General features: G+C 54.9%; 21 protein-coding genes and 1 other annotated feature. Of the genes, 15 read left to right on the top strand and 6 right to left on the bottom strand.

The window, feature by feature from the left end; all coding sequences use genetic code 11:
* A complete protein-coding gene (gene atzF, locus WFL93_RS14700) occupies positions 1 to 1,797 on the bottom strand; it encodes an allophanate hydrolase (protein ID WP_336778448.1) in 1,797 nt (598 codons plus the stop codon).
* 258 nt (positions 1,798 to 2,055) lie between these two features.
* Between atzF and sltY the strand changes: the two genes are divergently transcribed.
* Both sltY and trpR read left to right on the top strand, forming a co-directional pair.
* Positions 2,056 to 3,975, top strand: a complete 1,920-nt coding sequence (sltY, locus tag WFL93_RS14695; protein ID WP_336778447.1) for a murein transglycosylase — start codon at positions 2,056 to 2,058, stop codon at positions 3,973 to 3,975.
* A gap of 44 nt (positions 3,976 to 4,019) precedes the next feature.
* Entirely contained in the window at positions 4,020 to 4,343 is a 324-nt protein-coding gene (gene trpR / locus WFL93_RS14690; protein WP_007884925.1) for a trp operon repressor, read from the top strand.
* Here trpR and yjjX read toward each other — a convergent pair.
* Positions 4,340 to 4,861 carry an inosine/xanthosine triphosphatase gene (gene yjjX, locus WFL93_RS14685; RefSeq protein WP_007884926.1) on the bottom strand — a complete coding sequence of 174 codons (522 nt, stop codon included), beginning with the start codon at positions 4,859 to 4,861 and terminating at the stop codon, positions 4,340 to 4,342. The two genes, trpR and yjjX, sit on opposite strands and share 4 nt — an antisense overlap.
* Positions 4,862 to 4,912: 51 nt before the next feature.
* Between yjjX and gpmB the strand changes: the two genes are divergently transcribed.
* Positions 4,913 to 5,560 (top strand): 2,3-diphosphoglycerate-dependent phosphoglycerate mutase GpmB, encoded by a 648-nt coding sequence (gpmB, locus tag WFL93_RS14680; RefSeq protein WP_336778446.1) that lies wholly within the window; start codon positions 4,913 to 4,915, stop codon positions 5,558 to 5,560.
* Between the two features lie 39 nt (positions 5,561 to 5,599).
* Here gpmB and robA read toward each other — a convergent pair whose 3' ends face one another.
* Positions 5,600 to 6,481: an MDR efflux pump AcrAB transcriptional activator RobA gene (gene robA, locus WFL93_RS14675; RefSeq protein WP_007884929.1), complete on the bottom strand. Its 882-nt coding sequence runs from the start codon at positions 6,479 to 6,481 to the stop codon at positions 5,600 to 5,602.
* A 194-nt stretch (positions 6,482 to 6,675) separates the two neighbouring features.
* Here robA and creA point away from each other — a divergent pair, with 194 nt between their 5' ends.
* On the top strand, positions 6,676 to 7,149 hold the full coding sequence (gene creA, locus WFL93_RS14670; RefSeq protein ID WP_007884931.1) for a protein CreA: 474 nt from the start codon (positions 6,676 to 6,678) through the stop codon (positions 7,147 to 7,149).
* A gap of 46 nt (positions 7,150 to 7,195) precedes the next feature.
* Here creA and arcA read toward each other — a convergent pair whose 3' ends face one another.
* Positions 7,196 to 7,912 carry a two-component system response regulator ArcA gene (gene arcA / locus WFL93_RS14665; protein ID WP_007884933.1) on the bottom strand — a complete coding sequence of 239 codons (717 nt, stop codon included), beginning with the start codon at positions 7,910 to 7,912 and terminating at the stop codon, positions 7,196 to 7,198.
* A gap of 588 nt (positions 7,913 to 8,500) precedes the next feature.
* Here arcA and WFL93_RS14660 point away from each other — a divergent pair.
* From WFL93_RS14660 to thrC, 5 genes are all read left to right on the top strand, one after another.
* Positions 8,501 to 9,205, top strand: a complete 705-nt coding sequence (locus WFL93_RS14660; protein WP_336778445.1) for a tRNA/rRNA methyltransferase — start codon at positions 8,501 to 8,503, stop codon at positions 9,203 to 9,205.
* A 189-nt stretch (positions 9,206 to 9,394) separates the two neighbouring features.
* The gene (thrL, locus tag WFL93_RS24310) at positions 9,395 to 9,466 is read left to right on the top strand and encodes a thr operon leader peptide (RefSeq protein WP_071531027.1); all 72 of its coding nucleotides are present in this window, start codon (positions 9,395 to 9,397) and stop codon (positions 9,464 to 9,466) included.
* Positions 9,402 to 9,524: a sequence feature (Thr leader region), on the top strand. It overlaps the preceding gene by 65 nt.
* Positions 9,525 to 9,550: 26 nt before the next feature.
* Positions 9,551 to 12,013, top strand: a complete 2,463-nt coding sequence (thrA, locus tag WFL93_RS14655; protein ID WP_336778444.1) for a bifunctional aspartate kinase/homoserine dehydrogenase I — start codon at positions 9,551 to 9,553, stop codon at positions 12,011 to 12,013.
* A 2-nt stretch (positions 12,014 to 12,015) separates the two neighbouring features.
* Entirely contained in the window at positions 12,016 to 12,945 is a 930-nt protein-coding gene (gene thrB, locus WFL93_RS14650; protein WP_007884937.1) for a homoserine kinase, read from the top strand.
* 3 nt (positions 12,946 to 12,948) lie between these two features.
* Positions 12,949 to 14,232 (top strand): threonine synthase, encoded by a 1,284-nt coding sequence (gene thrC / locus WFL93_RS14645; protein WP_007884938.1) that lies wholly within the window; start codon positions 12,949 to 12,951, stop codon positions 14,230 to 14,232.
* 178 nt (positions 14,233 to 14,410) lie between these two features.
* Here thrC and yaaA read toward each other — a convergent pair whose 3' ends face one another.
* Positions 14,411 to 15,187, bottom strand: a complete 777-nt coding sequence (gene yaaA, locus WFL93_RS14640) for a peroxide stress protein YaaA (protein WP_007884939.1) — start codon at positions 15,185 to 15,187, stop codon at positions 14,411 to 14,413.
* A 212-nt stretch (positions 15,188 to 15,399) separates the two neighbouring features.
* Here yaaA and tal point away from each other — a divergent pair, with 212 nt between their 5' ends.
* The 3 genes from tal to WFL93_RS14625 all read left to right on the top strand — a co-directional run bounded on the left by tal (position 15,400) and on the right by WFL93_RS14625 (position 18,484).
* On the top strand, positions 15,400 to 16,353 hold the full coding sequence (tal, locus tag WFL93_RS14635) for a transaldolase (protein ID WP_007884940.1): 954 nt from the start codon (positions 15,400 to 15,402) through the stop codon (positions 16,351 to 16,353).
* Between the two features lie 120 nt (positions 16,354 to 16,473).
* Positions 16,474 to 17,061 (top strand): molybdopterin adenylyltransferase, encoded by a 588-nt coding sequence (gene mog / locus WFL93_RS14630; protein ID WP_336778443.1) that lies wholly within the window; start codon positions 16,474 to 16,476, stop codon positions 17,059 to 17,061.
* A 112-nt stretch (positions 17,062 to 17,173) separates the two neighbouring features.
* Positions 17,174 to 18,484, top strand: coding sequence for an MFS transporter (locus WFL93_RS14625; RefSeq protein ID WP_336778442.1), 1,311 nt, complete (start codon positions 17,174 to 17,176; stop codon positions 18,482 to 18,484).
* Between the two features lie 53 nt (positions 18,485 to 18,537).
* Here WFL93_RS14625 and satP read toward each other — a convergent pair whose 3' ends face one another.
* Entirely contained in the window at positions 18,538 to 19,098 is a 561-nt protein-coding gene (gene satP / locus WFL93_RS14620; protein WP_049851426.1) for an acetate uptake transporter, read from the bottom strand.
* 298 nt (positions 19,099 to 19,396) lie between these two features.
* Here satP and dnaK point away from each other — a divergent pair, with 298 nt between their 5' ends.
* The 3 genes from dnaK (at position 19,397) to nhaA (ending at position 23,949) form a co-directional block, all read left to right on the top strand.
* Positions 19,397 to 21,301 carry a molecular chaperone DnaK gene (gene dnaK / locus WFL93_RS14615; RefSeq protein WP_049851427.1) on the top strand — a complete coding sequence of 635 codons (1,905 nt, stop codon included), beginning with the start codon at positions 19,397 to 19,399 and terminating at the stop codon, positions 21,299 to 21,301.
* 104 nt (positions 21,302 to 21,405) lie between these two features.
* Positions 21,406 to 22,539: a molecular chaperone DnaJ gene (gene dnaJ / locus WFL93_RS14610; protein ID WP_336778441.1), complete on the top strand. Its 1,134-nt coding sequence runs from the start codon at positions 21,406 to 21,408 to the stop codon at positions 22,537 to 22,539.
* Positions 22,540 to 22,770: 231 nt separating this feature from the next.
* Complete coding sequence (gene nhaA / locus WFL93_RS14605) at positions 22,771 to 23,949, top strand: Na+/H+ antiporter NhaA (protein WP_049851428.1); 1,179 nt, start codon at positions 22,771 to 22,773, stop codon at positions 23,947 to 23,949.
* The last annotated feature ends 22 nt before the right edge of the window (positions 23,950 to 23,971 follow it).

The following is a 23,971-nucleotide window of genomic DNA, read 5'->3' as shown; positions in this document are numbered from 1 at the left end:
TTATTTACTCCCCTGAGAAGCCAGCCAGTTGCGCCAGCCGCCAAATTCGGTAATTTCCAGCGCCTGCGACAGCACCGCCGGTTCACAGATAAAGCCTTTGACGCTGCGGCCGTCGGCCAGCGTTAACGAGCCAATGCCGAGCGGGGCGGGGATCTCCGCCACGAACTCGCCAAAGCGTGCCAGCGGGATATCCCACAGCTCGACGGTAATCGCCGCGCCGCTCTCACCGCGCAGCAGGCCCGGCTTCTTAATTGGGCCATCGAGCAGAGCAAACAGGCGGTAGTTGCTGGCGGTTTGCGTCTCTTCCACCAGCACCGCCTGACGCGTCGTCAGCTGGAAGTTGAGCGGCATACCGGTGAGATGAGCGCCTACCACCGCCACGCGTACGTGATCGGCAGAAAGCGGCAAGGTGGCAGATTCCGCTGGCGGCGCTTTGCCGGTGGCACCGAGCGGCAGCGCCATCTGCTGCTGCCAGCGCACACCAAAACCGGCCAGCGCACGATCCTGCCAGGCGGGCGCAATCAGCGTGATGCCCGCCGGTAAACCATCGGTGCGGAAGGGGGCCGGCAGCGCCAGCGCGCTGAGATCGGCAAGATTGGTGAAGTTGGTGTAAGTGCCGAACTGCGAGTTGTAGAGCACCGGCTCCTGCTGCATTTCGGCCAGCGTGTGGATGGTTGGCGAGGTGGGCACCACCAGCGCGTCGAACTGCGCCAGCGTTTGCTGAATTTGCCGCGTCAGCTCGGCACGCAGGTATTCCGCCTGATAGGCTTCGACCGCGCTGTATTTCAGGCCGCTGCTGACAATGCCGAATACCACCGGATCCATCTCTTCCGGACGATTGATCATCTCGCCCACCGCCACGGTACGCTCGGCGACCCACGGGCCGTAATAGAGCTGTTCGGCCAGCTGGTGGAACACGGAGAAATCAATCGGGTGCAGCGTCGCGCCACCTGCCTGCAGTTGCTCTAGCGCCGCCAGCCATGCCGCTTCGGCCAGTTTGTCGCCGAAGAATTCCGGCGTGGCGGGAATGGCGAAATCAGGCTGCGCTTTGAAGCTGGCGGGCGCGCTGTGCGGATTGCTGCGCGAGTAGGCATCGCCGGCGTCATAGCCGCCCGCCGCCGTGGCCACCGCGAAGGCATCTTCCACCGTTAACGCGAACACCGAAATGGTGTCATTGAGCCGGCAAGCCGGCACCACGCCGCTGGCGGAGAACCAGCCTTTGGTGGGCTTAAGGCCGACGATATTGTTGAAACCGGCCGGTACGCGGCCCGAACCGGCGGTATCGGTTCCGAGTGAGAAGCCCACCAGTCCGCGCGCCAGTACCGAAGCGGAACCGGAACTGGAGCCGCCGCTGACGTAATCCGGATTGAAAGTGTTGCTCACCGCGCCAAATGGCGAACGCGTACCGACTAAGCCAGTGGCGTATTGATCGAGGTTGGTTTTGCCAATCACTACCGCGCCTGCGGCTTTAAGCTGCGCCACCACAAAGGCATCGGCGGCGGCGGTGTAGGTGAAGGCGGGGCAGGCGGCGCTGGTCGGCCAGCCGGCGACATCAATATTGTCTTTCACCGCAAAAGGCACGCCAAACAGCGGCAGCGCGGCCGGATTGCGCTGATAACTCGCCAGCAGCGGCTCAATTTGTGCCTGCAGCTGCGCGGGTGTGGCGAGATAAAGCCAGGCGTTATCCTGCGCGTCGATTGCGTCGAGATGTGTTGCCAGCAGGGAAGTAATTTGCTGTGGATCCTGTTGGTAACTGCGTTGCCAATCCTGGAGCGTAAAGCCAAAGGTCAATGCCATGAGTGAATTCCAACTGGTATACAAGATGGAATTCAACAGAGCAAAGCGCGTGCCATTTTTGTAAGCCAATGAAAGCGCGTAGTTAATTGATGTGTAATACGTTTTTCTGATGATAAATTGCACAACGGCGGCGCAAGCGCTGTGCAATGGCGGTGCGCGAGCGTAAATTTTGTGAAGAACATGGCAAGAGACGGTTGGCCTGGTTAGCATGAAGGAAGTCTGGCATGAGCTGGATCGCAGCACTGAGAGGAGAGCGTAATGGAGAAGTGGCGTTACTGGATGCTAGGGATCTGTCTGGTCAGCACGGCCAGCAGCGCATGGGCCGATTCGCTGGATCAGCAGCGGCAGCGCTATGCGCAAATCAAGCAAGCCTGGGATAATAAACAGATGGACCAGGTGACGCAGCTGATGCCGACGCTGCAGGATTACCCGCTCTACCCGTATCTGCAATACCGGCTGCTGGCGCAGGATCTCGATCAAGAGACGCCGCTGGCGGTGAAGAATTTTATTCAACAGTATCCTACGCTGCCGCCGGCGCGCTCGCTCTCAACACGCTTTGTGAATGTGTTGGCCAATCGTCAGGACTGGCAAGGCGTGCTCAGCTTCAGCCCGGATGAGCCGAAACCGGTGCAGGCGCGCTGTAACTGGTATTACGCCAAATGGGCCACCGGGCAACAGCAGGCGGCGTTTGCCGGGGCCAAAGAGATTTGGCTGCGCGGCACCGCGTTGCCGAATGACTGTGACAAGCTGTTCTCGGTCTGGCAAGCCAGCGGGCAGCTCTCGCCGATCACCATTCTGGAGCGTATCCGTCTGGCGATGAAAGCCGGTAACGATAGCCTGGTGAATTATCTGGCGAAAATGCTGCCAGCGGATTATCAAACCACCGCCAGCGCGCTGATTGCGCTGCAGCAGAATCCGCAAACCGTCACTACCTTTGCCAGCAGCATGGGCCCCACTGATTTCACCCGCATGGCGACCAGCTATGCCTTCGCCCGCGTGGCGCGTGAGGATATGGACAACGCGCGCATGATGATTCCGCAACTGGTGCAGGCGCAGAAGATGAGCCAGGCCGATGAGCAGGATCTGAAAGAGACGGTGGTATGGCGCATGATGGGCGCGGATCTCACTAACGAGCAGGCGCGCTGGCGTGATGCGGTAGTGATGAACAGCGAATCCACCGCGCTGGTGGAGCGCCGTGTTCGTCTGGCGCTGAGCCAGAACGATCGCCGCGGGCTGAATACCTGGATCGCGCGTTTGCCGGTGGAAGCCAAAGAGAAAGATGAGTGGCAATACTGGCAGGCCGATTTGCTGATTTCGCAGGGCCGCAAAGAGGAAGCGAACGACATTCTGCGTAAGTTGATGCAGGCGCGCGGCTTCTATCCGATGGTGGCGGCGCAACGTCTTGGCGTGGAGTATCCGTTGCAGGTTGATAAAGCGCCGGCAGCTGATAATAGCGTGGTGCAGGGCGCGGAGATGGCGCGCGTGCGCGAGCTGATGTACTGGGGGTTGGATAACCTGGCGCGCAGCGAATGGGCCAATCTGATCTCCAGTAAAACCCATTCCCAGCAGCAGATGCTGGCGCGTTACGCTAACGAGCAGGATTGGTGGGATCTCAGCGTGCAGGCCACCATTACCGCGAAAATGTGGGATAGCCTGAAAGAGCGCTTCCCGCTGGCGTGGCAAAATCTGTATCAGCAATACACCAGCGACAAAGGCATTCCACCGAGTTATGCGATGGCGATTTCACGTCAGGAGAGCGCGTGGAATCCGAAGGCGCGTTCACCGGTGGGCGCCAGCGGCTTGATGCAGGTCATGCCCGGCACGGCGACGCATACCGTGAAGATGTATAACATTCCCGGCTATGTGAACAGCAGCCAACTGTTGGATCCGCAGACCAATATTCAGATCGGTACCCAGTATCTGGAGTATGTCTATCAGCAGTTCGGTCAGAACCGCATCTTCGCCTCGGCGGCTTACAACGCAGGGCCGGGACGCGTGCGCAGCTGGCAGAAAACCAGCGGGGGGAATCTGGATGCGGTGGCGTTTATCGAGACCATTCCGTTCTCAGAAACGCGTGGCTACGTGAAAAACGTGCTGGCCTACGATGCCTATTATCGCTACTTCATGGGCAAGCCGGATAAGATTCTCGCTGACAGTGAGTGGAATCGCCAGTATTGACTGTGCTATGCTTCCGTACTCGTTAATGAGTACGGAAGTCCTTCATGAGCCAACCCCTTTCTTCCCAGCCGGAATCGGCTCAGCCTGTTGAAGATAACTGGCTGCGTTTTATCGAACTGATGCAAAACGCCTTTGCCGATGGCGTGGCGCTGCCGTTGCTACAGCTGATGATGACGCCGGATGAACGTGAGTCCTTCGGCACGCGTTTGCGCATTATCGAAGAGCTGATGAACGGTGAGATGAGCCAGCGTGAACTGAAGAATGAGTTGGGCGTGGGTATCGCTACGATAACGCGCGGTTCAAATAGCCTGAAAGAAGCGCCGCCAGAGCTGAAACGCTGGCTGGAAGCGCGTCTGGGACGCGATTAACGCTGATTGTAAAGCGGATGCGTAAACGGACACAGCGCCAGAATCAACGCCTGATGATAGACGCTGGAGCGGCTTAGCAGGCCGTGAGTAAAGGCGCCAATCGCGCCACCTTTGTGTTTGATATTCTCTACGCCGGTCAGGCGTGCCATCTCGTCACCGAGTTCACGTCCGGCGGCTAAGCCTGCTACGACGATCGGCGGCAGGGTAAAGCTGGCCGAACGCGATTCACCGCGCTGCTGCGCATTTTCAATCACCATCCACGCAAAGGCGCAATCGCCTTCAATGCCCGCTTCAATCGCCACCCAATAATCCGCCTGCGGACGCTCCTGACGGGCGTTCGCTACGCGTTGACGTGCGCCAGTTCGCGTTTCGACATCGCTAAGTGGCTGAGCTGCGACGCCGCTCTCGACCTCGACCCCTTCAATGTGGCAGGATCCTTCGCCGAAAACGTCGTTGAACGCCTGAGCAATCGCGCGAATTTTTGCCGGGTTGATGGTGGCTGCGACAACATGGTACATAATTGTTTGAACCCTCGAGGCAAATTTGTCGCAGTATAACGGAAATTAAGCATGCTACAGGTCTATCTTGTTCGTCACGGTGAAACGGTATGGAATGCGGCGCGACGCATTCAGGGGCAGTCTGACAGCCCGTTAACGGAAAAAGGTGAGCAGCAGGCTCATCAGGTTGGCGAGCGCGTGAAATCGCTGGGCATTACCCACGTGATTGCCAGCGATTTAGGACGTACACGTCGCACGGCGGAGATCATCGCCGACGCGTGTGGCTGCACCGTTACGCTCGACGCGCGTCTGCGTGAGCTCAACATGGGCTGCCTGGAACAACGTCCGCTCGATGGCTTGACGGAAGAAGAGGAAAACTGGCGTAAAACGCTGGTGGACGGCACCACAGCGGGCCGTATTCCGGGTGGCGAATCGATGGCGGAGATGGCGGCGCGTATGCACGAAGCGCTGAATGCGCTGCTGGGGTTGCCAGCTGGCAGCCGTCCGCTGATTGTCAGCCACGGCATGGCGCTTGGCGTGCTGGTCAGCACCATTCTCGGCTTACCTGCGCATGCAGAACGTCGTTTGCGTCTGCGCAACTGCTCGATTTCGCGTGTGGATCATCAGCAAAGCGCCTGGCTGGCGGCTGGCTGGGTAGTCGAAACGGCGGGCGATGTTTCGCATCTGGATGCCCCCGCGCTGGATGAATTGCAGCGTTGAGCTAAATAAAAATGCCGTCATGATGACGGCATTTTGTTTTTAGTGATTTGTTTGCGGACGAATCGGAATCAGGTATTCGCAGCGGATTTCCGCTGGCGGCTCGCTGCGTTTCTTGCCACCGTGGGTGAAGAAACGCTCGATATCCTGTCCCTGACGACGCACTAAACCGAGCGTTGGCATGCAGGTTCCGTACAGCAACAGGATGAACTCACCCAGCGCACTGCGTGCACCGTTGTAAGTAAACTGCACGTAATCACCGGCTTCAACCACCACGCTTTGATTCGATTGCATACTCTTCGCCAGCTGATCGGCGGGCACCGCTGTGGTGTACAGAATCTCTTGCTCATCATCCTTTTCATGGCTGGCACGCACCTGATGCAGGCCGTATAGCACCGGCGGCACCGTGTCGGTTTCCAGCAGGAACTGCTTCCAGAAATGCATGCGCATCTCATCGCGGTAGCTGGAAATTTGCTCCAGCGTGCAAGAGTAGCTCTGCGTCTGGCCGACCAACACCGTTTCCGGCAGCGTGACAAACTGCGCTTCCGGCAGGCTGCTATCGTCCAGGCGAATCGGCGGGCGAATACCGAACGAGTTCCACTCCGATGAGCGACGATACCAGGCGGGCGTTTGGTTGAACTGCTTTTTAAACGCGCGGGTAAAGGTCTGCTGTGAATCGAAACGATATTGTAGAGCGATGTCAAGGATCGGGCGGCTGGTCAGGCGTAACGCCACCGCGGCTTTCGACAGCCGACGCGCGCGGATATACGCGCCAATTGCGTGGCTGGTTACTTCCTTGAACATCCGCTGCAGGTGCCACTTGGAATAGCCTGCTTTCTGCGCAACGTTATCTAATGAAAGCGGTTGGTCCAGATGGCTCTCCAGCCAGACAAGCAAATCGCGAATGATACCGGCTTGGTCCATAAAACATCCTCATAACTCTCTGGTGGCGCAACTATGAAGTCGTCGAATAATAGCACGAAATGCACAAAAGCGTGGGGGCGGTTTGCTAATCGAGTGTGCTAAGTCAATGCGGGTTAAAACCCGTTTAGGTTTGGTTCTGTGTTCAATTGACAGTACATTACATTCTCATCTATTCGATTGGCAATGGTAACTCAATGACAATAGCTCGTATTCTTATAATCACGCTGGCAACTTATGTGTTCAGCGCTGGCGTTCAGGCTGAAGAGATCGGCTCAGTTGACACGGTGTTCAAGATATTTGGCCCCGATCATAAGATCGTGGTCGAAGCCTTCGATGACCCTGATGTAAAAAATGTAACCTGTTATATCAGCCGGGCAAAAACCGGTGGTATCAAAGGGGGATTAGGTTTGGCGGAAGACACGTCCGACTCAGCCATCTCCTGTCAACAGGTTGGGCCGGTAGAGCTTAGCGATAAAATCGCACAAGGCAAGTCGCAGGGCGAAGTGGTATTTAAAAAACGCACTTCACTGGTGTTTAAGAAGTTGCAGGTGGTGCGCTTCTTCGATCAGAAACGTCATGCGCTGGTGTATCTGAGTTACTCAGATAAGGTGGTCGACGGCTCGCCGAAGAATGCGCTAAGTGCCGTGCCGATCATGCCGTGGCATTAATACAGGCATAAAAAAACGCCCTGACGGGCGTTTTTCCTTTCAAAACTTAGTCCTGCAGTTCGCCGCAGAAACGGTAACCTTCGCCGTGAATGGTGGCGATGATTTCTGGCGTATCTGGCGTGGATTCGAAATGCTTGCGGATGCGGCGGATGGTGACATCCACGGTACGGTCATGCGGCTTGAGCTCGCGGCCGGTCATCTTCTTCAGCAAGTCACCACGCGTTTGAATTTTGCCTGGATTCTCACAGAAGTGCAGCATGGCGCGGAATTCACTGCGCGGCAGCTTGTACTGGTCGCCGTTCGGGCTGATCAGTGAGCGGCTATTGATATCCAGCTCCCAGCCGTTAAAGCGATAGCTTTCAACCTGGCGGCGCTCTTCACTCGGCATGGCCAGATTCATGGTACGCGACAGCAAATTGCGCGCACGAATCGTCAGCTCACGTGGGTTGAAGGGTTTGGTGATGTAATCATCGGCACCAATTTCCAGACCGAGGATTTTATCCACTTCATTATCACGACCGGTCAGGAACATCAGCGCAACGTTTGCTTGTTCACGCAATTCGCGTGCCAGCAGCAAACCGTTTTTACCTGGCAGGTTGATATCCATGATCACCAGATTGACGTCGTTCTCCGTCAGGACCTGATGCATTTCGGCGCCGTCGGTGGCTTCATAGACCACGTAACCTTCTGCCTCAAAGATACTTTTGAGGGTGTTACGCGTGACCAGTTCGTCTTCAACGATAAGAATGTGCGGGGTCTGCATGTTTCGCTACCTAAAATTTGCCAACAAATCGAAAACAGGGCGTACGTCGGTTACGCTATTTGCGGCAACCGGTATACGAAATAATCTTCGGAATACACCATCCATCTACGTCAACTTCAGTGTTAGCTCAGCCAGTCAGGATGGATATTTGCGCGCCCCGAGAATATCGGACAGGCGCTCATCCTAACCGTATTAACAGCAACCTAACAGCACCAACAACAACCGATAAGCATAAAAACAACGCTTCGTTGACTTATATCAAATGCAAGTGTAGCACGTTAACACTTTTATGAAAAACTTCTCCAGGATTGCTAGTTTAGCTCACAAAATGCAGCATTTTTGCTACATTTATCCCTTATAGAAGCAAAAGTTAAACGCGCAGGAATTTATATTTCAATAAATTGAAAGAAAAGGGTTTTATATAAATTAAGTCCTATAATTTTGCTTATGCCTGCTAATTTACTCTACATGGAGATTTCCCGCTGTTTTAACATCGTTAACATCTTATTTTCTCTTATCGCCGTGGTTGGTATTTTTTCTGCTGCATGCCAACATAAAGCGCGTTGTTAACCGTCCGATGGAAAAATCATGCATTTCCCCTTAATCCTTGTTTCTCCCGCCCGTCCGGAAAATATCGGCGCGGCTGCCCGTGCCATGAAAACCATGGGATTTAGCGAGTTGCGTATTGTCGCCAGCGATGCCTGGCAGGACCCCGCTGCACGACGTGTGGCACACGGTGCCGGCGAGATACTTGATAACGTGAAAACCTATGCCACGCTGAGCGAGGCGCTCAAGGATGTCGATTTCTCGGTGGCGACCACCGCGCGCAGCCGCGCGAAGTTCCGCTACTACGCTACGCCGGCGCAGGTGGAAAATATCCTGCAAGAGAAGCGCCAATGGCTGAGCCGCATCGCACTGGTTTTTGGCCGTGAGGACAGCGGTTTAACCAATGAGGAGCTGGAGCAGGTTGACCTGTTGACCGGCATTCCGATGGCAAATGACTATCCATCACTTAACCTCGGCCAGGCCGTGATGGTCTATTGCTATCAGCTGTCAGCGCTGAATCAAATTGCGGCCGAACCTGCCGAAGCGGCAAACGCGCATCAACTGCAGGCGCTGCGTGAGCGTTTCCATCAGCTGTTGGCGAAGCTGGATGTCAGCGATGACATCAAAATGGCTGACTGGATCGACCAGCGTATTGGCCTGCTGGAACAGCGCGACAGCGCTATGCTGCATCGCTTGTTACACGATGTAGAAAAAAAACTTATAGATAATTGCTCGGATAAATCCTGAGTTGGCAGTGACTGATCGTGGAAATCGCAGCCTCTTATGAACGATCCCGATACGATTTGTGCCAGCAAGCGCACTACTGCGCAGCCGTGGCGTCCGTGTGCTTAGGACAAATTCGTTGACTTAATGTGCCCTTTGCTTTACTTCTGGAAGGCAGACGGACAAGACAAAGACAGACAGAAAAAAATCTAAATGCGTAAACTCAGCCTGAACACCACAATTATTATTACCACCACCATTACCACAGGTAACGGTGCGGGCTGACGCATACAGGAAAAACAAAGAAAAAAGCCCGCACCTAAACAGTGCGGGCTTTTTTTTCGGCAAAAATTCAGGAGAGCTTCAACTATGCGAGTGCTGAAATTCGGCGGAACCTCAGTAGCCAATGCGGATCGTTTTCTCCGCGTGGCGGACATTCTGGAAAGCAATGCACAACAGGGACAGGTTGCGACCGTACTCTCTGCACCAGCGAAAATTACCAATCATCTGGTGGCGATGATTGAGAAAACCATCAGCGGTCAGGACACGTTACCGAATATCAGCGATGCCGAACGTATTTTCGCCGACCTGCTACAAGGCCTGCATGATGCACAGCCGGGCTTTGATTTCGATGGATTGAAAACCCGCGTGCAATTGGAGTTTGCGCAGCTGAAGCAAGTGCTGCACGGCATCAGCCTGCTGGGCCAATGTCCGGACGCCGTCAACGCTGCCATCATCTGCCGTGGCGAGAAGCTGTCGATTGCCATAATGGAAGCGCTGCTGCAGGCGCGCGGCCACAAGGTGACCGTTATCGATCCGGTGGAGAAACTGCTGGCGGTTGGTCATTACCTCGAATCCACCGTGGATATTGCCGAATCCACACGTCGCATCGCCGCCAGCCAGATCCCATCCGATCACTTTATCCTGATGGCCGGTTTCACCGCTGGCAATGAGAAGGGCGAATTAGTGGTGCTGGGCCGTAACGGTTCTGACTATTCTGCCGCCGTGTTGGCCGCTTGCCTGCGCGCAGACTGCTGTGAAATCTGGACTGACGTCGACGGCGTCTACACCTGCGATCCACGTCAGGTGCCTGATGCCCGCTTACTGAAATCGATGTCTTATCAGGAAGCGATGGAGCTCTCCTATTTCGGCGCCAAAGTGCTGCATCCTCGCACCATCGCGCCTATCGCTCAGTTCCAGATTCCCTGCCTGATCAAAAACACCGCCAATCCGCAAGCGCCGGGCACCTTGATCGGTGGCGAAGGCGAGCTGGATGAAAATCCGGTGAAAGGCATCACCAACCTGAATAACATGGCGATGTTTAACGTTTCCGGCCCGGGTATGAAAGGCATGGTGGGCATGGCGGCGCGCGTGTTCGCGGCGATGTCCCGCACCGGCATTTCGGTGGTGTTGATCACCCAATCCTCTTCGGAATACAGCATCAGCTTCTGCGTACCGCAAAGCGATCAGGCGCGGGCGCGTCGCGTGCTGGAAGAGGAGTTCTATCTGGAGTTGAAAGATGGCTTACTCGATCCGCTGGACGTGCTGGAACAGCTGGCGGTGATCTCGGTGGTGGGCGATGGCATGCGCACGCTGCGCGGCATCTCGGCCAAATTCTTCTCGGCGCTGGCACGCGCCAATATCAATATCGTGGCGATTGCTCAGGGCTCATCTGAGCGTTCTATCTCGGTGGTGGTGAGCAACGATGAAGTCACCACCGGCGTGCGCGTGGTGCACCAGATGCTGTTCGCCACCGATCAGGTAATTGAAGTGTTTGTGGTGGGCGTTGGCGGTGTCGGTGCGGCGCTACTCGATCAGTTGCACCGTCAGCAAACGTGGCTGAAACAGAAGCATATCGATCTGCGCGTGTGCGGCATCGCCAACTCGCGTGCACTGTTAACCAACGTGCACGGTATCGATCTCAGCAACTGGAAGGCGGAACTGAGCGAAGCCAAAGAGCCGTTCAATCTCGGCCGCTTGATTCGTTTGGTGAAAGAGTATCACCTGCTGAATCCGGTGATCGTCGATTGTACCTCCAGCCAGGCGGTCGCCGATCAGTACGCGGATTTCCTCGCCGAAGGTTTCCATGTGGTTACGCCGAACAAAAAAGCCAATACCTCTTCATGGAATTACTACCAGCAGATGCGCGCTGCAGCGGCGAAATCGCGCCGTAAATTCCTGTATGACACCAACGTCGGTGCCGGTTTGCCGGTGATCGAAAACCTGCAAAACCTGATGAATGCCGGTGATGAGCTGATCAAGTTCTCCGGTATTCTCTCTGGCTCGCTCTCCTTCATCTTCGGCAAACTGGATGAAGGCGTTTCGTTGTCAGAAGCCACTAAAATGGCGCGTGAGATGGGCTTTACCGAACCGGATCCGCGTGACGATCTTTCCGGCACCGACGTGGCGCGTAAGCTGCTGATTCTGGCGCGCGAAGCCGGGCATCAGCTGGAACTCAGCGATATCGATATCGAACCACTGCTGCCCACCAGCCTGACGGATATCGCCGACGTTGAACAATTCATGGAACGCCTGCCGGAGCTGGATAACGCCTTTGCGGCGCGCGTTGCCAAAGCGCGTGACGAAGGTAAAGTATTACGCTTCGTCGGCGCGATCGAAGAGGGCGGCGTCTGCAAAGTGAAGATTGATGCGGTGGACGGCAACGATCCGCTGTACAAAGTGAAGAACGGTGAGAACGCGCTGGCATTTTACAGCCGCTACTATCAGCCAATCCCGCTGGTTCTGCGTGGATATGGCGCCGGGAATGATGTCACAGCAGCGGGCGTGTTTGCTGACCTGCTGCGTACGCTGTCGTGGAAGTTGGGAGTTTGATGATGGTAAAAATTTATGCACCGGCCTCGATAGGTAACGTCAGCGTCGGCTTTGATGTGCTTGGCGCGGCGGTTTCGCCGGTGGATGGCACCTTGCTGGGCGACTGCGTATCCGTGGAAGCCGCCGACAGCTTTAGCCTGGTGAACTCCGGGCGCTTTGTCAGCAAACTGCCGAGCAATCCGCAGGAGAATATCGTTTATCAGTGCTGGGAGCGTTTTTGCCAGGCGATTGGCAAACAAGTTCCGGTGGCGATGACGCTGGAAAAAAATATGCCGATCGGTTCTGGCCTCGGTTCGAGCGCTTGCTCAGTGGTCGCCGGCTTGATGGCGATGAACGAATTCTGCGGCAAACCGTTGAATGATACTGAACTGCTGGCGCTGATGGGCGAGCTGGAAGGACGTATTTCCGGCAGCGTACACTTTGATAATGTCGCGCCATGCTTCCTCGGCGGCGTGCAGCTGATGATTGAAGAGAACGGCATTATCAGCCAGCACGTGCCGTGCTTTGACGAATGGCTGTGGGTGATGGCCTATCCGGGGATTAAAGTCTCCACCGCCGAAGCGCGCGCCATTCTGCCAGCACAATATCGCAAAGAGGATGCCATCAAGCATGGTCGCCTGCTGGCGGGCTTTATTCACGCCTGTCATACGCGTCAGCCTGGGCTTGCGGCTAAACTTATGCAGGATGTTATCGCTGAGCCGTATCGTACCAAACTGCTGCCGGGTTTCGCCGATGCGCGTAAAGCCGCACAGGATATTGGCGCACTGGCGTGCGGCATTTCGGGTTCTGGCCCGACACTTTTCGCCGTTTGCAACGAGATGGCAACGGCACAGCGGATGGCGGACTGGCTGAGCCAGCACTATCTGCAGAATGAAGAAGGTTTCGTCCACATCTGCCGTCTTGATACGGCTGGCGCACGTAAATTGGGATAACGCATGAAACTCTACAATCTTAAGGATCACAACGAGCAGGTCAGTTTTGCTCAGGCGGTTAAACAGGGCCTCGGCTCGCAGCAAGGGCTGTTTTTCCCGCTCGAACTGCCGGAATTCGAACTGACCGATATCGATGCCATGCTGGAGATGGATTTCGTCAGCCGCAGTAGCAAAATTCTGTCTGCCTATATTGGTGATGAAATTGCCGCGCATCAGCTGGCCGAGCGCGTGAAAAACGCCTTCGCTTTCCCGGCTCCGGTGGCGAAGGTTAGCGAGGATGTGGCTTGCCTTGAACTGTTCCACGGACCGACGCTGGCGTTCAAAGATTTCGGTGGCCGCTTTATGGCGCAGATGCTCTCGTATGTGAGCGGCGCGGATGAGCAGATCACCATTCTTACCGCGACTTCCGGTGATACCGGTGCCGCGGTAGCGCATGCGTTCTACGGCATGGAGAACGTGCGCGTGGTGATTCTCTATCCGCAGGGCAAAATCAGCCCGCTGCAGGAGAAACTGTTCTGTACGCTGGGCGGGAATATCGAAACCATCGCGGTTGAGGGCGATTTCGATGCCTGTCAGGCGCTGGTGAAACAGGCATTTGATGATGAAGAGCTGAAAAAGGCGATTGGCCTGAACTCGGCGAACTCGATCAACATCAGTCGCCTGCTGGCACAGATTTGCTACTACTTCGAAGCGGTGGCGCAACTGCCACAAGAGCAGCGTAATCAGCTGGTGGTTTCCGTACCAAGTGGAAACTTCGGTGACCTGACGGCGGGCCTGTTGGCGAAATCACTCGGTCTGCCGATCAAGCGTTTTATCGCTGCGACCAATGCCAATGACACGGTGCCGCGCTTCCTCGGCAACGGTGCATGGCAGCCAAACGCGACGGTGGCAACGCTGTCGAACGCGATGGATGTCAGCCAGCCGAACAACTGGCCGCGCGTGGAAGAGCTGTTCCGCCGCAAAACCTGGCGTTTAACCGATCTGGCTTACGGCGCGGTTTCAGATGAAACCACCCAATCCACCATGCGCGAGCTGGCGGAGATTGGCTACATCTCTGAACCGCATGCGGCAATTGCCTATCGTCTGCTGCGCGATAACCTGCAGGAGGGCGAATATGGCCTGTTCCTCGGGACTGCGCATCCGGCGAAGTTTAAAGAGAGCGTGGATGAGATTCTGGGCCAGGATCTGCCACTGCCGAAAGAGCTGGCCGAGCGTGCCGATTTGCCGCTGTTGTCACACAATCTGAAAGGCGATTTCGCTGAGCTGCGGGCGTTTTTGCTGAAGTAAGTGCTGACTGGGGTAAGTGCTCGCTGTCCCCCATCCCGGCCTTCCCCCGCAAGCGGGGGAAGGAGACGCTGCCACATGCAGCTTCCAAACTCACATATTGCAGCATCTTCCTCCCCCATTTATGGGGGAGGACCGAGGAGGGGGGCAGCGAGCACAATCCAGGGCAGCGCTTGCTAAACTATTTCTGCTCGCGGCGCTTAAACACCAGCTCGTTATCTTTGCTTTCTGCCGCATCAAAGAAGTAGCCATCCACATCGAATTTCTTCAACTGCGCTGGCTTGGTCAGGCGATTCTGAATCACATAGCGGCTCATCAAACCACGCGCTTTTTTGGCGTAGAAGCTGATGACTTTAAACTTGCCGTTCTTCTCATCGAGGAACACCGGCTTGATCAATTCGCCATTGAGTTTCTTCGGCTTGATGGCTTTGAAATACTCATCGGATGCCAGATTAATCAGCACTTCATCGCCTTGCTCAGCAATCGCCTCGTTGAGCTTCTCTGTCAGCAGATCGCCCCAGAAGCCGTAAAGGTCTTTCCCGGCCGGATTCGCCAGCTTAATCCCCATCTCCAGACGATAGGGCTGCATTAAATCGAGCGGACGCAGCAAGCCGTATAAGCCGGAAAGCATGCGCAAGTGCTGCTGGGCAAACTCAAAGTCGCCATCGCTAAAGGTTTCTGCCTGCAAACCGGTATACACATCACCTTTAAAGGCCAGAATCGCCTGACGTGCGTTATCCAGCGAGAAGGGCGGCTGCCACTGGTTAAAACGCTCGGCATTCAGATGCGCCAGCTTGTCGCTGATGCTCATCAGTGAGCTGATTTGCGCCGGTGAAAGATCGCGCGCAACGTCAATTAATTGGTGTGATTTTTCTAACAGCGCCGGTTGGGTAAAGCGTTGGGTCGCCAGCGGGCTTTCATAGTCCAGTGTCTTCGCTGGCGAGATTACCATCAGCATCGTTTACGTCCTCGTTGACCCGCAGGTTTATCAGGGAATTGAAGGGAAAATGTCGCAGGGAGTGTAGCAAAAAAGCCGCAGAGATCGGCAAATCACTGCCATTTGTTAGCGCTATCGTAAAGGGCACTTCGTGGTGTTGCGCCGTCACTTGCGCGTGATATTATCGCAACAGCCTTTTACACCCTGACAGTCAACCTAAGAGAAAGAGAACCATGACGGACAAACTTACTTCCTTGCGTCAGCTGACTACTGTGGTCGCCGACACCGGTGATATCGCGGCGATGAAACTGTATCAGCCGCAGGACGCTACCACGAACCCTTCTTTGATTCTCAACGCCGCTCAAATCCCTGAATACCGCAAACTGATTGACGAAGCCATTAGCTGGGCACGTCAGCAGAGCAGCAACAAAGAAGATCAGCTGGCGCTGGTTTCAGACAAGCTGGCCGTCAACATTGGTCTGGAAATTCTCAAACTGATCCCAGGTCGCATTTCGACTGAAGTTGATGCGCGCCTTTCTTATGACACCGAAGCGAGCATCGCTAAAGCGCGTAGCCTGATCAAACTGTACAACGATGCTGGCATCAGCAATGACCGTATCCTGATCAAGCTGGCCTCAACCTGGCAGGGCATTCGTGCAGCTGAGCAGCTGGAAAAAGAAGGCATCAACTGCAACCTGACGCTGCTGTTCTCCTTCGCGCAGGCGCGTGCATGTGCCGAAGCGGGCGTGTTCCTGATCTCACCATTTGTGGGCCGTATCCTCGACTGGTACAAGCAGAACACTGATAAGAAAGAGTACGCAGCACACGAAGATCCAGGCGTGGTGTCTGTGGCTGAAATCTACAACTATTACAAGCAGCACGGTTATGAAACCGTGGTGATGGGCGCCAGCTTCCGTAACGTCGGCGAAATCATCGAACTGGCTGGCTGTGACCGTCTGACCATCTCTCCGGGTCTGCTGAAAGAGCTGGCGGAGAGCGAAGGTACGGTTGAACGCAAACTGAGCTACAGCGGCGAAGTGAAAGCGCGTCCAGCGAAGATGACTGAAGCTGAGTTCTTCTGGCAGCACAACCAGGATCCAATGGCCGTGACTAAACTGGCTGAAGGTATCCGCAACTTTGCCATCGATCAGGGCAAACTTGAGAAGATGATCGCCGAACTGCTGTAAGGTGATATGCCGTGGCAGCGACCCGCTGTCACGGTTTTACGTTTTTCCCTCGCTTCTTGTATTATCCTTTTTACATCTCATGCCATTTGCTGCCATGCAGCCAACCACAGCGATAACTCTATGGATACTTTACGTATTGGATTAATTTCCGTTTCCGATCGTGCTGCCAACGGCATCTACCAGGATCAGGGCATTCCGGCGTTAGAGAGCTGGCTCGCCACCGCGCTTGTCACGCCATTTGAAATCGAAACGCGTCTGGTGCCAGATGAACAGCCGATGATTGAGCAGGCGATCTGCGAACTGGTCGATGAGCTGTTCTGTCATCTGGTGCTTACCACCGGCGGCACCGGGCCAGCACGACGTGATGTGACGCCGGATGCGACACTCGCCATCGCCGATCGGGAAATGCCCGGGTTCGGCGAGCAGATGCGCCAAATCAGCCTGCAATTCGTGCCAACGGCAATTCTGTCTCGTCAGGTTGGCGTGATTCGCAAGCAGTCGCTGATCCTGAATCTGCCGGGCCAGCCGAAATCGATTAAAGAGACGCTGGAAGGCGTGAAAGCGGAAGATGGAACGGTCAACGTGCCGGGGATTTTTGCCTCTGTACCTTATTGTTTACAGCTTCTGGAAGGGCCGTATGTTGAAACGCATGATGCAGTGGTAGCAGCTTTTCGCCCTAAAAGTGCCCGTCGTGAGACAAATAACTAAAAAACGGCGTTTTCAGGCATAAAATCCAGCGGCGCTGGTGTGGCAAAATATTGACGGTATAGTAATCCAATCTTTACATAACGTATGTTTAGCCTCTGGATACCGCTGGATTATGGATACGCACGCAACGCGTCGACTCAACGGACAGGATTACAAAACCCTGTCGCTGGCCGCCCTTGGCGGGGCGCTAGAATTCTACGACTTCATTATTTTCGTTTTCTTTGCCGCGGTGATTGGCGAACTGTTCTTTCCGCCCGACATTCCTGAATGGCTGCGGCAGGTGCAGACGTTCGCCATCTTTGCCGCCGGCTATCTGGCGCGCCCATTAGGCGGCATTATCATGGCGCACTTTGGTGACAAAGTGGGCCGCAAGAAGATGTTTAGCCTGAGTATTCTGTTGATGGCGCTGCCCACGCTGGCGATGGGTGCGTTGCCAACTTATGCCAGCATCGGCATCGCCGCGCCGCTGTTGATGCTGCTGATGCGTGTGCTGCAGGGTGCGGCCATCGGCGGTGAAGTACCCGGCGCGTGGGTGTTTGTTGCCGAACATGTTCCTGAGAAACGCATCGGTTTCGCCTGCGGCACGCTGACAGCCGGTTTAACTGCCGGCATTTTGCTGGGTTCGCTGGTGGCAACAGTACTGAATACCACGCTTTCACCGGCTGCCATTCGCGATCACGGCTGGCGTATTCCGTTCTTCCTTGGCGGGATTTTTGGCCTGCTGGCGATGTATCTACGCCGCTGGCTGCACGAAACGCCGGTGTTCCAGCAGATGCAGCAGCGTAAAGCGCTGGCGGAAAAAATGCCGCTGCAAACTATTCTCGCCAGCCACAAGCGCGGCATTGTGATTTCGATGCTGCTTACCTGGCTGCTGTCAGCCTGCATTGTGGTGGTGATTTTGATGGCGCCGACGCTGATGCAGAAACAGCACGGCATCCCCGCGGCGCTCAGCCTGCAAGCCAACAGTTTCGCCACTATTATGCTGCTGCTGGGCTGCGTTATCGCCGGATGGCTGGTGGATCGCTTCGGCGCAGCGCGGTCGCTGATGGTCGGTTCATTACTGCTGGCGATGGGTAGCTGGAATTTCTTCCATCAATTAGGTAGCACGCCCGAAATGCTATTTGTTTGGTATGGCTTAGCGGGCTTTAGCGTCGGCGTGGTGGGTGTGGTGCCGTTTGTCATGGTGCGCGCGTTCCCGGCCGCGGTGCGTTTTACCGGCATCTCGTTCTCATACAACGTGGCTTACGCGATTTTTGGCGGACTGACGCCGATTAGCGTTACGCTGATGATGAGCCTGACGCCGATGGCACCCGCGTGGTATGTGCTGGCGCTGGCAGGCATTGGTTTCATGGTGGGGATTTGGCTGTGGCGCGATAGCCGTCAACAGCATGCGCAGTTAGATATATCGCTGCACTCGTCATAATAAACAACGCGGAGCCCAATAGGCTCCGCGTTGTTTTTCTTCTCTTGCCACATTTATTCGCCGATCGGTAGGACCGTACGGCCAAATTTCTCGTTCAGCACTTCGCCCATCGCCAGATAGAAGGCGCTCGATCCGCAAATGATGCCAATCCAGCCGGCAAAACGCAGCAAGCCCGCGTTGTCGGTCAGATGACCTATCGCCAGCAGGGCAAACAGCAGCGTCAGGCTGGCAAAGATGAACTGCAGCATTTTGGGTGACTTCAGCGTGCCGAAGAACAGAAATGCAGTGAAAATGCCCCATAGCGCGAGATAGGCGCCGAGGAAGTGGCCGTCGGCTGCGGACGCTAACCCAAGCTTTGGCAGCAGCAGAATTGCCACCAGCGTTAACCAAAAGCTGCCGTACGAGGTGAACGCGGTCAAACCAAAGGTATTGCCTTTTTTATACTCCAGCAGCCCGGCAAAGATTTGCGCGATGCCACCGTAAAATATGCCCATTGCCAAGATGATCACATCCATAGCGAACAGGCCGGTGTTGTGTAAGTTAAGCAGGATGGTGGTCATACCAAATCCCATCAGGCCCAACGGAGCGGGATTCGCCAGCGTGGTGTTGCTCATAATTCCTCAGAAGCAGCGTTTAAATGTTGTTAGTTTTTTTAGCCACGCAAGCCGCCGGGGCCGCGTGGCGCTGCATAATAAGCGGCCTGTTTTTGGCCAACTTTGATCTTAATCGACCAGAGAATGAAATTTTTTTTAGTTTTAACCCTTGATGCGCATCGAACCGGCCCCATTTACTTGTCATCGAGCGTTGTGAGGCAGCAAAAAAAGCCTGCTTCAGCAGTTGAAAGTGGTCAGTTTGACCGCATCTCTGTTTCACAACCCTAATTGGCAAAGAATTTAAGTGGGAGATGTTTAGATGGGTAAGATTATTGGTATTGACTTGGGTACAACCAACTCATGTGTTGCGGTTATGGATGGTGGTAAAGCGCGCGTGCTGGAAAACGCCGAAGGCGATCGCACCACGCCGTCGATCATTGCGTATGCACAGGATGGCGAAACTCTGGTTGGTCAACCGGCTAAACGTCAGTCTGTGACCAACCCGCAGAATACCCTGTTCGCGATTAAGCGCCTGATTGGCCGTCGCTTCCAGGACGAAGAAGTACAGCGTGATATTAAAATCATGCCTTACAAAATCATCGGCGCTGACAACGGCGACGCATGGCTGGACGTTAAAGGCCAGAAAATGGCACCGCCGCAGATCTCTGCTGAAGTGCTGAAAAAAATGAAGAAAACCGCGGAAGATTTCCTCGGTGAAGCAGTAACTGAAGCGGTTATTACCGTACCGGCTTACTTCAACGATGCACAGCGTCAGGCAACCAAAGACGCCGGCCGTATCGCGGGTCTGGAAGTAAAACGTATCATCAACGAACCAACCGCAGCGGCACTGGCTTACGGTCTGGATAAAGGCCAGGGCAACCGCACCATCGCTGTTTACGACCTGGGCGGTGGTACTTTCGATATCTCAATCATTGAGATCGATGAAGTTGATGGCGAGAAAACCTTTGAAGTGTTGGCAACCAACGGTGATACCCACCTTGGTGGTGAAGACTTCGATAGCCGTCTGATTAACTATCTGGTGGCAGAATTTAAGAAAGATCAGGGCATCGATCTGCACAACGATCCACTGGCAATGCAGCGTCTGAAAGAAGCCGCAGAGAAAGCCAAGATCGAGTTGTCTTCAGCGCAGCAGACCGACGTTAACCTGCCGTACATCACGGCGGATGCGACCGGTCCTAAGCACCTGAACATTAAAGTGACTCGTGCGAAGCTGGAATCACTGGTTGAAGATCTGGTTGCGCGTTCTATCGAGCCGTTGAAAGTTGCTCTGCAGGATGCCGGTCTGTCAGTTTCTGACATTAACGATGTCATCCTGGTAGGCGGTCAAACGCGTATGCCAATGGTTCAGGCCAAAGTCACTGAGTTCTTTGGTAAAGAGCCACGTAAAGACGTGAACCCGGATGAAGCGGTTGCTGTAGGTGCTGCGGTTCAGGGTGGCGTGTTGGCTGGTGAAGTAAAAGACGTTCTGCTGCTGGACGTGACCCCGCTGTCGCTGGGTATCGAAACCATGGGTGGCGTGATGACGTCGCTGATCAGCAAGAACACCACTATCCCAACCAAGCACAGCCAGGTGTTCTCGACTGCTGAAGACAATCAGTCTGCCGTGACCATTCACGTGCTGCAGGGTGAGCGTAAGCGTTCTGGTGATAACAAATCACTGGGCCAGTTCAACCTCGACGGTATTCAGTCTGCACCGCGCGGCATGCCGCAGATCGAAGTCACCTTCGATATCGATGCGGATGGTATCCTGCACGTGTCGGCGAAAGACAAAAACAGCGGTAAAGAGCAGAAGATCACCATCAAGGCTTCTTCTGGTCTGAACGAAGAAGAGATCGAAAAAATGGTGCGTGACGCGGAAGCTAACGCCGAGTCTGACCGTAAGTTCGAAGAGCTGGTTCAGACCCGTAACCAGGGCGATCAGATTTCGCACAGCACGCGTAAGCAGTTAGATGAAGCTGGCGACAAACTGTCTGCCGATGATAAAGCACCGATCGAAGCGGCATTGACTGAGCTGAACACGGCGCTGAAAGGCGAAGACAAAGCTGAAATCGAAGCCAAAATGCAGGCATTGATGGAAGTGTCCAGCAAACTGATGGAGCTGGCACAGCAGCAAGGTCAATCAGCTGATGCAGGCGATGCGTCTGCACAGAAAGATGACGACGTTGTCGATGCTGAATTCGAAGAAGTTAAAGACAAAAAATAATTGCCCCTGACCGGGCGCGACGGCTGGCCTGACAGCCGTTGAAACCAGCACGGGCGTAGGAGATCTCTCCACGCCCGTGCGATCATGTTAAGGGCAGAACAAATATGGCTAAGAGTGATTTATACGAGATCTTAGGCGTCTCTAAATCCGCTGATGAGCGTGAAATCAAAAAGGCTTATAAGCGCCTGGCGATGAAATACCATCCGGACCGTAATCCGGACAATAAAGAAGCCGAAGCGAAATTTAAAGAAATCAAAGAAGCCTACGAAATTCTGACCGATGCGCAGAAGCGTGCAGCCTACGACCAATACGGTCATGCGGCCTTTGAACAAGGTGGTATGGGTGGCGGCGGTGGCTTCGGCGGCGGCGGTGCTGATTTCAGCGATATCTTTGGCGACGTATTTGGCGATATCTTTGGTGGTGGCCGCCGTCAGCGTGCCTCACGTGGCGCCGATTTACGCTACAACATGGAGCTAACGCTGGAAGAAGCGGTACGCGGCGTGACCAAAGAGATCCGCATTCCTACGCTGGAAGAGTGTGATGTTTGCCACGGCAGCGGCGCGAAAGCGGGCACCAAACCGCAGACTTGTCAAACTTGTCACGGCGCGGGCCAGGTGCAGATGCGTCAGGGCTTCTTCACAGTGCAGCAAGCGTGTCCAACCTGTCACGGTCGCGGTTCGGTGATCAAAGATCCGTGCAATGCGTGTCATGGTCACGGTCGTGTTGAGCGCAGTAAAACCCTGTCGGTGAAAATCCCTGCGGGCGTGGATACCGGCGATCGCATTCGTCTGAGCGGCGAAGGCGAAGCAGGCGAACACGGCGCACCGGCAGGCGATCTCTACGTTCAGGTGTCGGTGAAAAAACACCCGATCTTTGAGCGTGAAGATAACAACCTGTACTGCGAAGTGCCGATTAACTTCGCCATGGCTGCATTGGGTGGCGAGATAGAAGTGCCAACCCTGGATGGTCGCGTAAACCTGAAAGTGCCTTCTGAAACGCAAACCGGCAAACTGTTCCGCATGCGCGGCAAAGGCGTGAAATCGGTGCGTGGTGGCGCGGTGGGTGATTTGCTGTGTCGTGTGGTGGTGGAAACGCCTGTTAGCCTTAACGACAAGCAAAAAGCGCTGCTGCGTGAACTGGAGGAGAGCTTTGGCGGTGCTGGCGGTGAGAAAAATAGCCCGCGCTCTAAGAGCTTCTTTGACGGCGTAAAAAAATTCTTTGATGACCTAACCCGTTAAGTTTGCCGGGCAGGGTTAAAAAGCGGAGAGGAAACTCTCCGCTTTTTTTATGTTTCGCCACTCACGCGTCACTCCTGATATATGCTCAATTTTGCCCATCACTTGATGTACGCCAAAAACGTCATCGCAAAGGCTCGGTATTATCGAGCATTAAACGAGACATAAGCTGCTTTTAACGAGGTGTTTGAATCGTTACACTTCTCAGCCAAATGTCTCTACTCAGGAGGAGTTGTGAACAAACCCCGTTCTATTCGAAGCTTATTGAAAAGCTTTATTGCCAGCGATGCCAGTAATGGCTTAGTGCTGATTCTGGCTGCCGTCGCGGCAATGATTTTGGCTAACAGCGCGGAGACCGCTCAAGGCTATCAAGCGTTTCTCGCGCAACCGGTACAGATTCGCTTCGGCGCATTAGATATCAGTAAAGACCTGCTGCTGTGGATCAACGATGCGATGATGGCGTTGTTCTTCCTGGTCATCGGTCTGGAAGTGAAACGTGAACTGATTACCGGCGAACTCGCTAGCCGCGATCGCGCCATTTTCCCGGTGATTGCTGCGCTCGGCGGTATGGTTGTGCCGGGGCTGATATTTTTTGCCTTGAATCATGGCGATCCTATCGCACGTAATGGCTGGGCGATCCCAACTGCTACCGATATCGCCTTCGCTTTAGGCGTATTGGCATTGTTAGGCAGCCGCGTACCGACCGCGCTGAAAGTTTTCCTGATGGCGCTGGCAATTATTGATGACCTCGGCGCCATCGTGATTATCGCGCTGTTCTACACCAGCGATCTGTCTGTGATGTCCTTGAGCGTAGCGGCGGGTGCCATTGTGCTACTCGCGATTCTTAATCGCTGTGGCGTACGCAACATCGCAATCTATATGCTGGTCGGCATCGTGCTGTGGACTGCGGTGCTGAAATCTGGCGTACACGCTACCCTGGCGGGCGTCGTTGTGGGCTTCTTTATACCGCTGGAAGAGAAGAACGGGCATTCACCGGCCGAACATTTGGCGCATGGTTTGATGCCGTGGGTAAACTGGCTGATTCTGCCGCTGTTCGCTTTTGCAAATGCGGGGATTTCGCTGAGCGGTATCACCTTTATGGATGCGCTGTCGCCAGAGCCGCTGGGTATCATTCTGGGCTTGCTGATAGGTAAACCTCTGGGGATTACGCTGTTCTGCTGGTTGGCGGTGAAGTGGCGGCTGGCGGTACTGCCAGCGGGCACCACGATACGCGATATCATGGCGATTGGTGTGTTGTGCGGTATCGGCTTTACCATGTCGATCTTTATCAGTTCACTGGCCTTTGATGCTGCCCACGAGCAACTGGTGACCTTCTCCAAACTGGGCATTCTAAGCGGCTCACTGCTCTCGGCGGTAATTGGTTACACGCTGCTGCGGATTAAACTGCGTTAATAGAGGAAGGAGGCGAAAGCCT

Origin of the sequence: Pantoea sp. USHLN256, from assembly GCF_037149875.1 — a bacterium.
GTDB lineage: Bacteria > Pseudomonadota > Gammaproteobacteria > Enterobacterales > Enterobacteriaceae > Pantoea > Pantoea nemavictus.
Note: the sequence above shows the minus strand (reverse complement) of the source record. Positions and strands in the feature narration are given on the sequence as shown.

What these genes read in the sequence shown, in the direction of transcription:
- mog (WP_336778443.1), top strand. Translation starts at nt 16,474, where the DNA reads ATGGATACTTTACGTATTGGATTAATTTCCGTTTCCGATCGTGCTGCC.
- thrC (WP_007884938.1), top strand. Translation starts at nt 12,949, where the DNA reads ATGAAACTCTACAATCTTAAGGATCACAACGAGCAGGTCAGTTTTGCT.
- yaaA (WP_007884939.1), bottom strand. Translation starts at nt 15,187, where the DNA reads ATGCTGATGGTAATCTCGCCAGCGAAGACACTGGACTATGAAAGCCCG.
- gpmB (WP_336778446.1), top strand. Translation starts at nt 4,913, where the DNA reads ATGCTACAGGTCTATCTTGTTCGTCACGGTGAAACGGTATGGAATGCG.
- dnaK (WP_049851427.1), top strand. Translation starts at nt 19,397, where the DNA reads ATGGGTAAGATTATTGGTATTGACTTGGGTACAACCAACTCATGTGTT.
- yjjX (WP_007884926.1), bottom strand. Translation starts at nt 4,861, where the DNA reads ATGTACCATGTTGTCGCAGCCACCATCAACCCGGCAAAAATTCGCGCG.
- tal (WP_007884940.1), top strand. Translation starts at nt 15,400, where the DNA reads ATGACGGACAAACTTACTTCCTTGCGTCAGCTGACTACTGTGGTCGCC.
- WFL93_RS14625 (WP_336778442.1), top strand. Translation starts at nt 17,174, where the DNA reads ATGGATACGCACGCAACGCGTCGACTCAACGGACAGGATTACAAAACC.
- robA (WP_007884929.1), bottom strand. Translation starts at nt 6,481, where the DNA reads ATGGACCAAGCCGGTATCATTCGCGATTTGCTTGTCTGGCTGGAGAGC.
- trpR (WP_007884925.1), top strand. Translation starts at nt 4,020, where the DNA reads ATGAGCCAACCCCTTTCTTCCCAGCCGGAATCGGCTCAGCCTGTTGAA.
- atzF (WP_336778448.1), bottom strand. Translation starts at nt 1,797, where the DNA reads ATGGCATTGACCTTTGGCTTTACGCTCCAGGATTGGCAACGCAGTTAC.
- thrA (WP_336778444.1), top strand. Translation starts at nt 9,551, where the DNA reads ATGCGAGTGCTGAAATTCGGCGGAACCTCAGTAGCCAATGCGGATCGT.
- creA (WP_007884931.1), top strand. Translation starts at nt 6,676, where the DNA reads ATGACAATAGCTCGTATTCTTATAATCACGCTGGCAACTTATGTGTTC.
- satP (WP_049851426.1), bottom strand. Translation starts at nt 19,098, where the DNA reads ATGAGCAACACCACGCTGGCGAATCCCGCTCCGTTGGGCCTGATGGGA.
- arcA (WP_007884933.1), bottom strand. Translation starts at nt 7,912, where the DNA reads ATGCAGACCCCGCACATTCTTATCGTTGAAGACGAACTGGTCACGCGT.
- thrB (WP_007884937.1), top strand. Translation starts at nt 12,016, where the DNA reads ATGGTAAAAATTTATGCACCGGCCTCGATAGGTAACGTCAGCGTCGGC.
- WFL93_RS14660 (WP_336778445.1), top strand. Translation starts at nt 8,501, where the DNA reads ATGCATTTCCCCTTAATCCTTGTTTCTCCCGCCCGTCCGGAAAATATC.
- sltY (WP_336778447.1), top strand. Translation starts at nt 2,056, where the DNA reads ATGGAGAAGTGGCGTTACTGGATGCTAGGGATCTGTCTGGTCAGCACG.
- dnaJ (WP_336778441.1), top strand. Translation starts at nt 21,406, where the DNA reads ATGGCTAAGAGTGATTTATACGAGATCTTAGGCGTCTCTAAATCCGCT.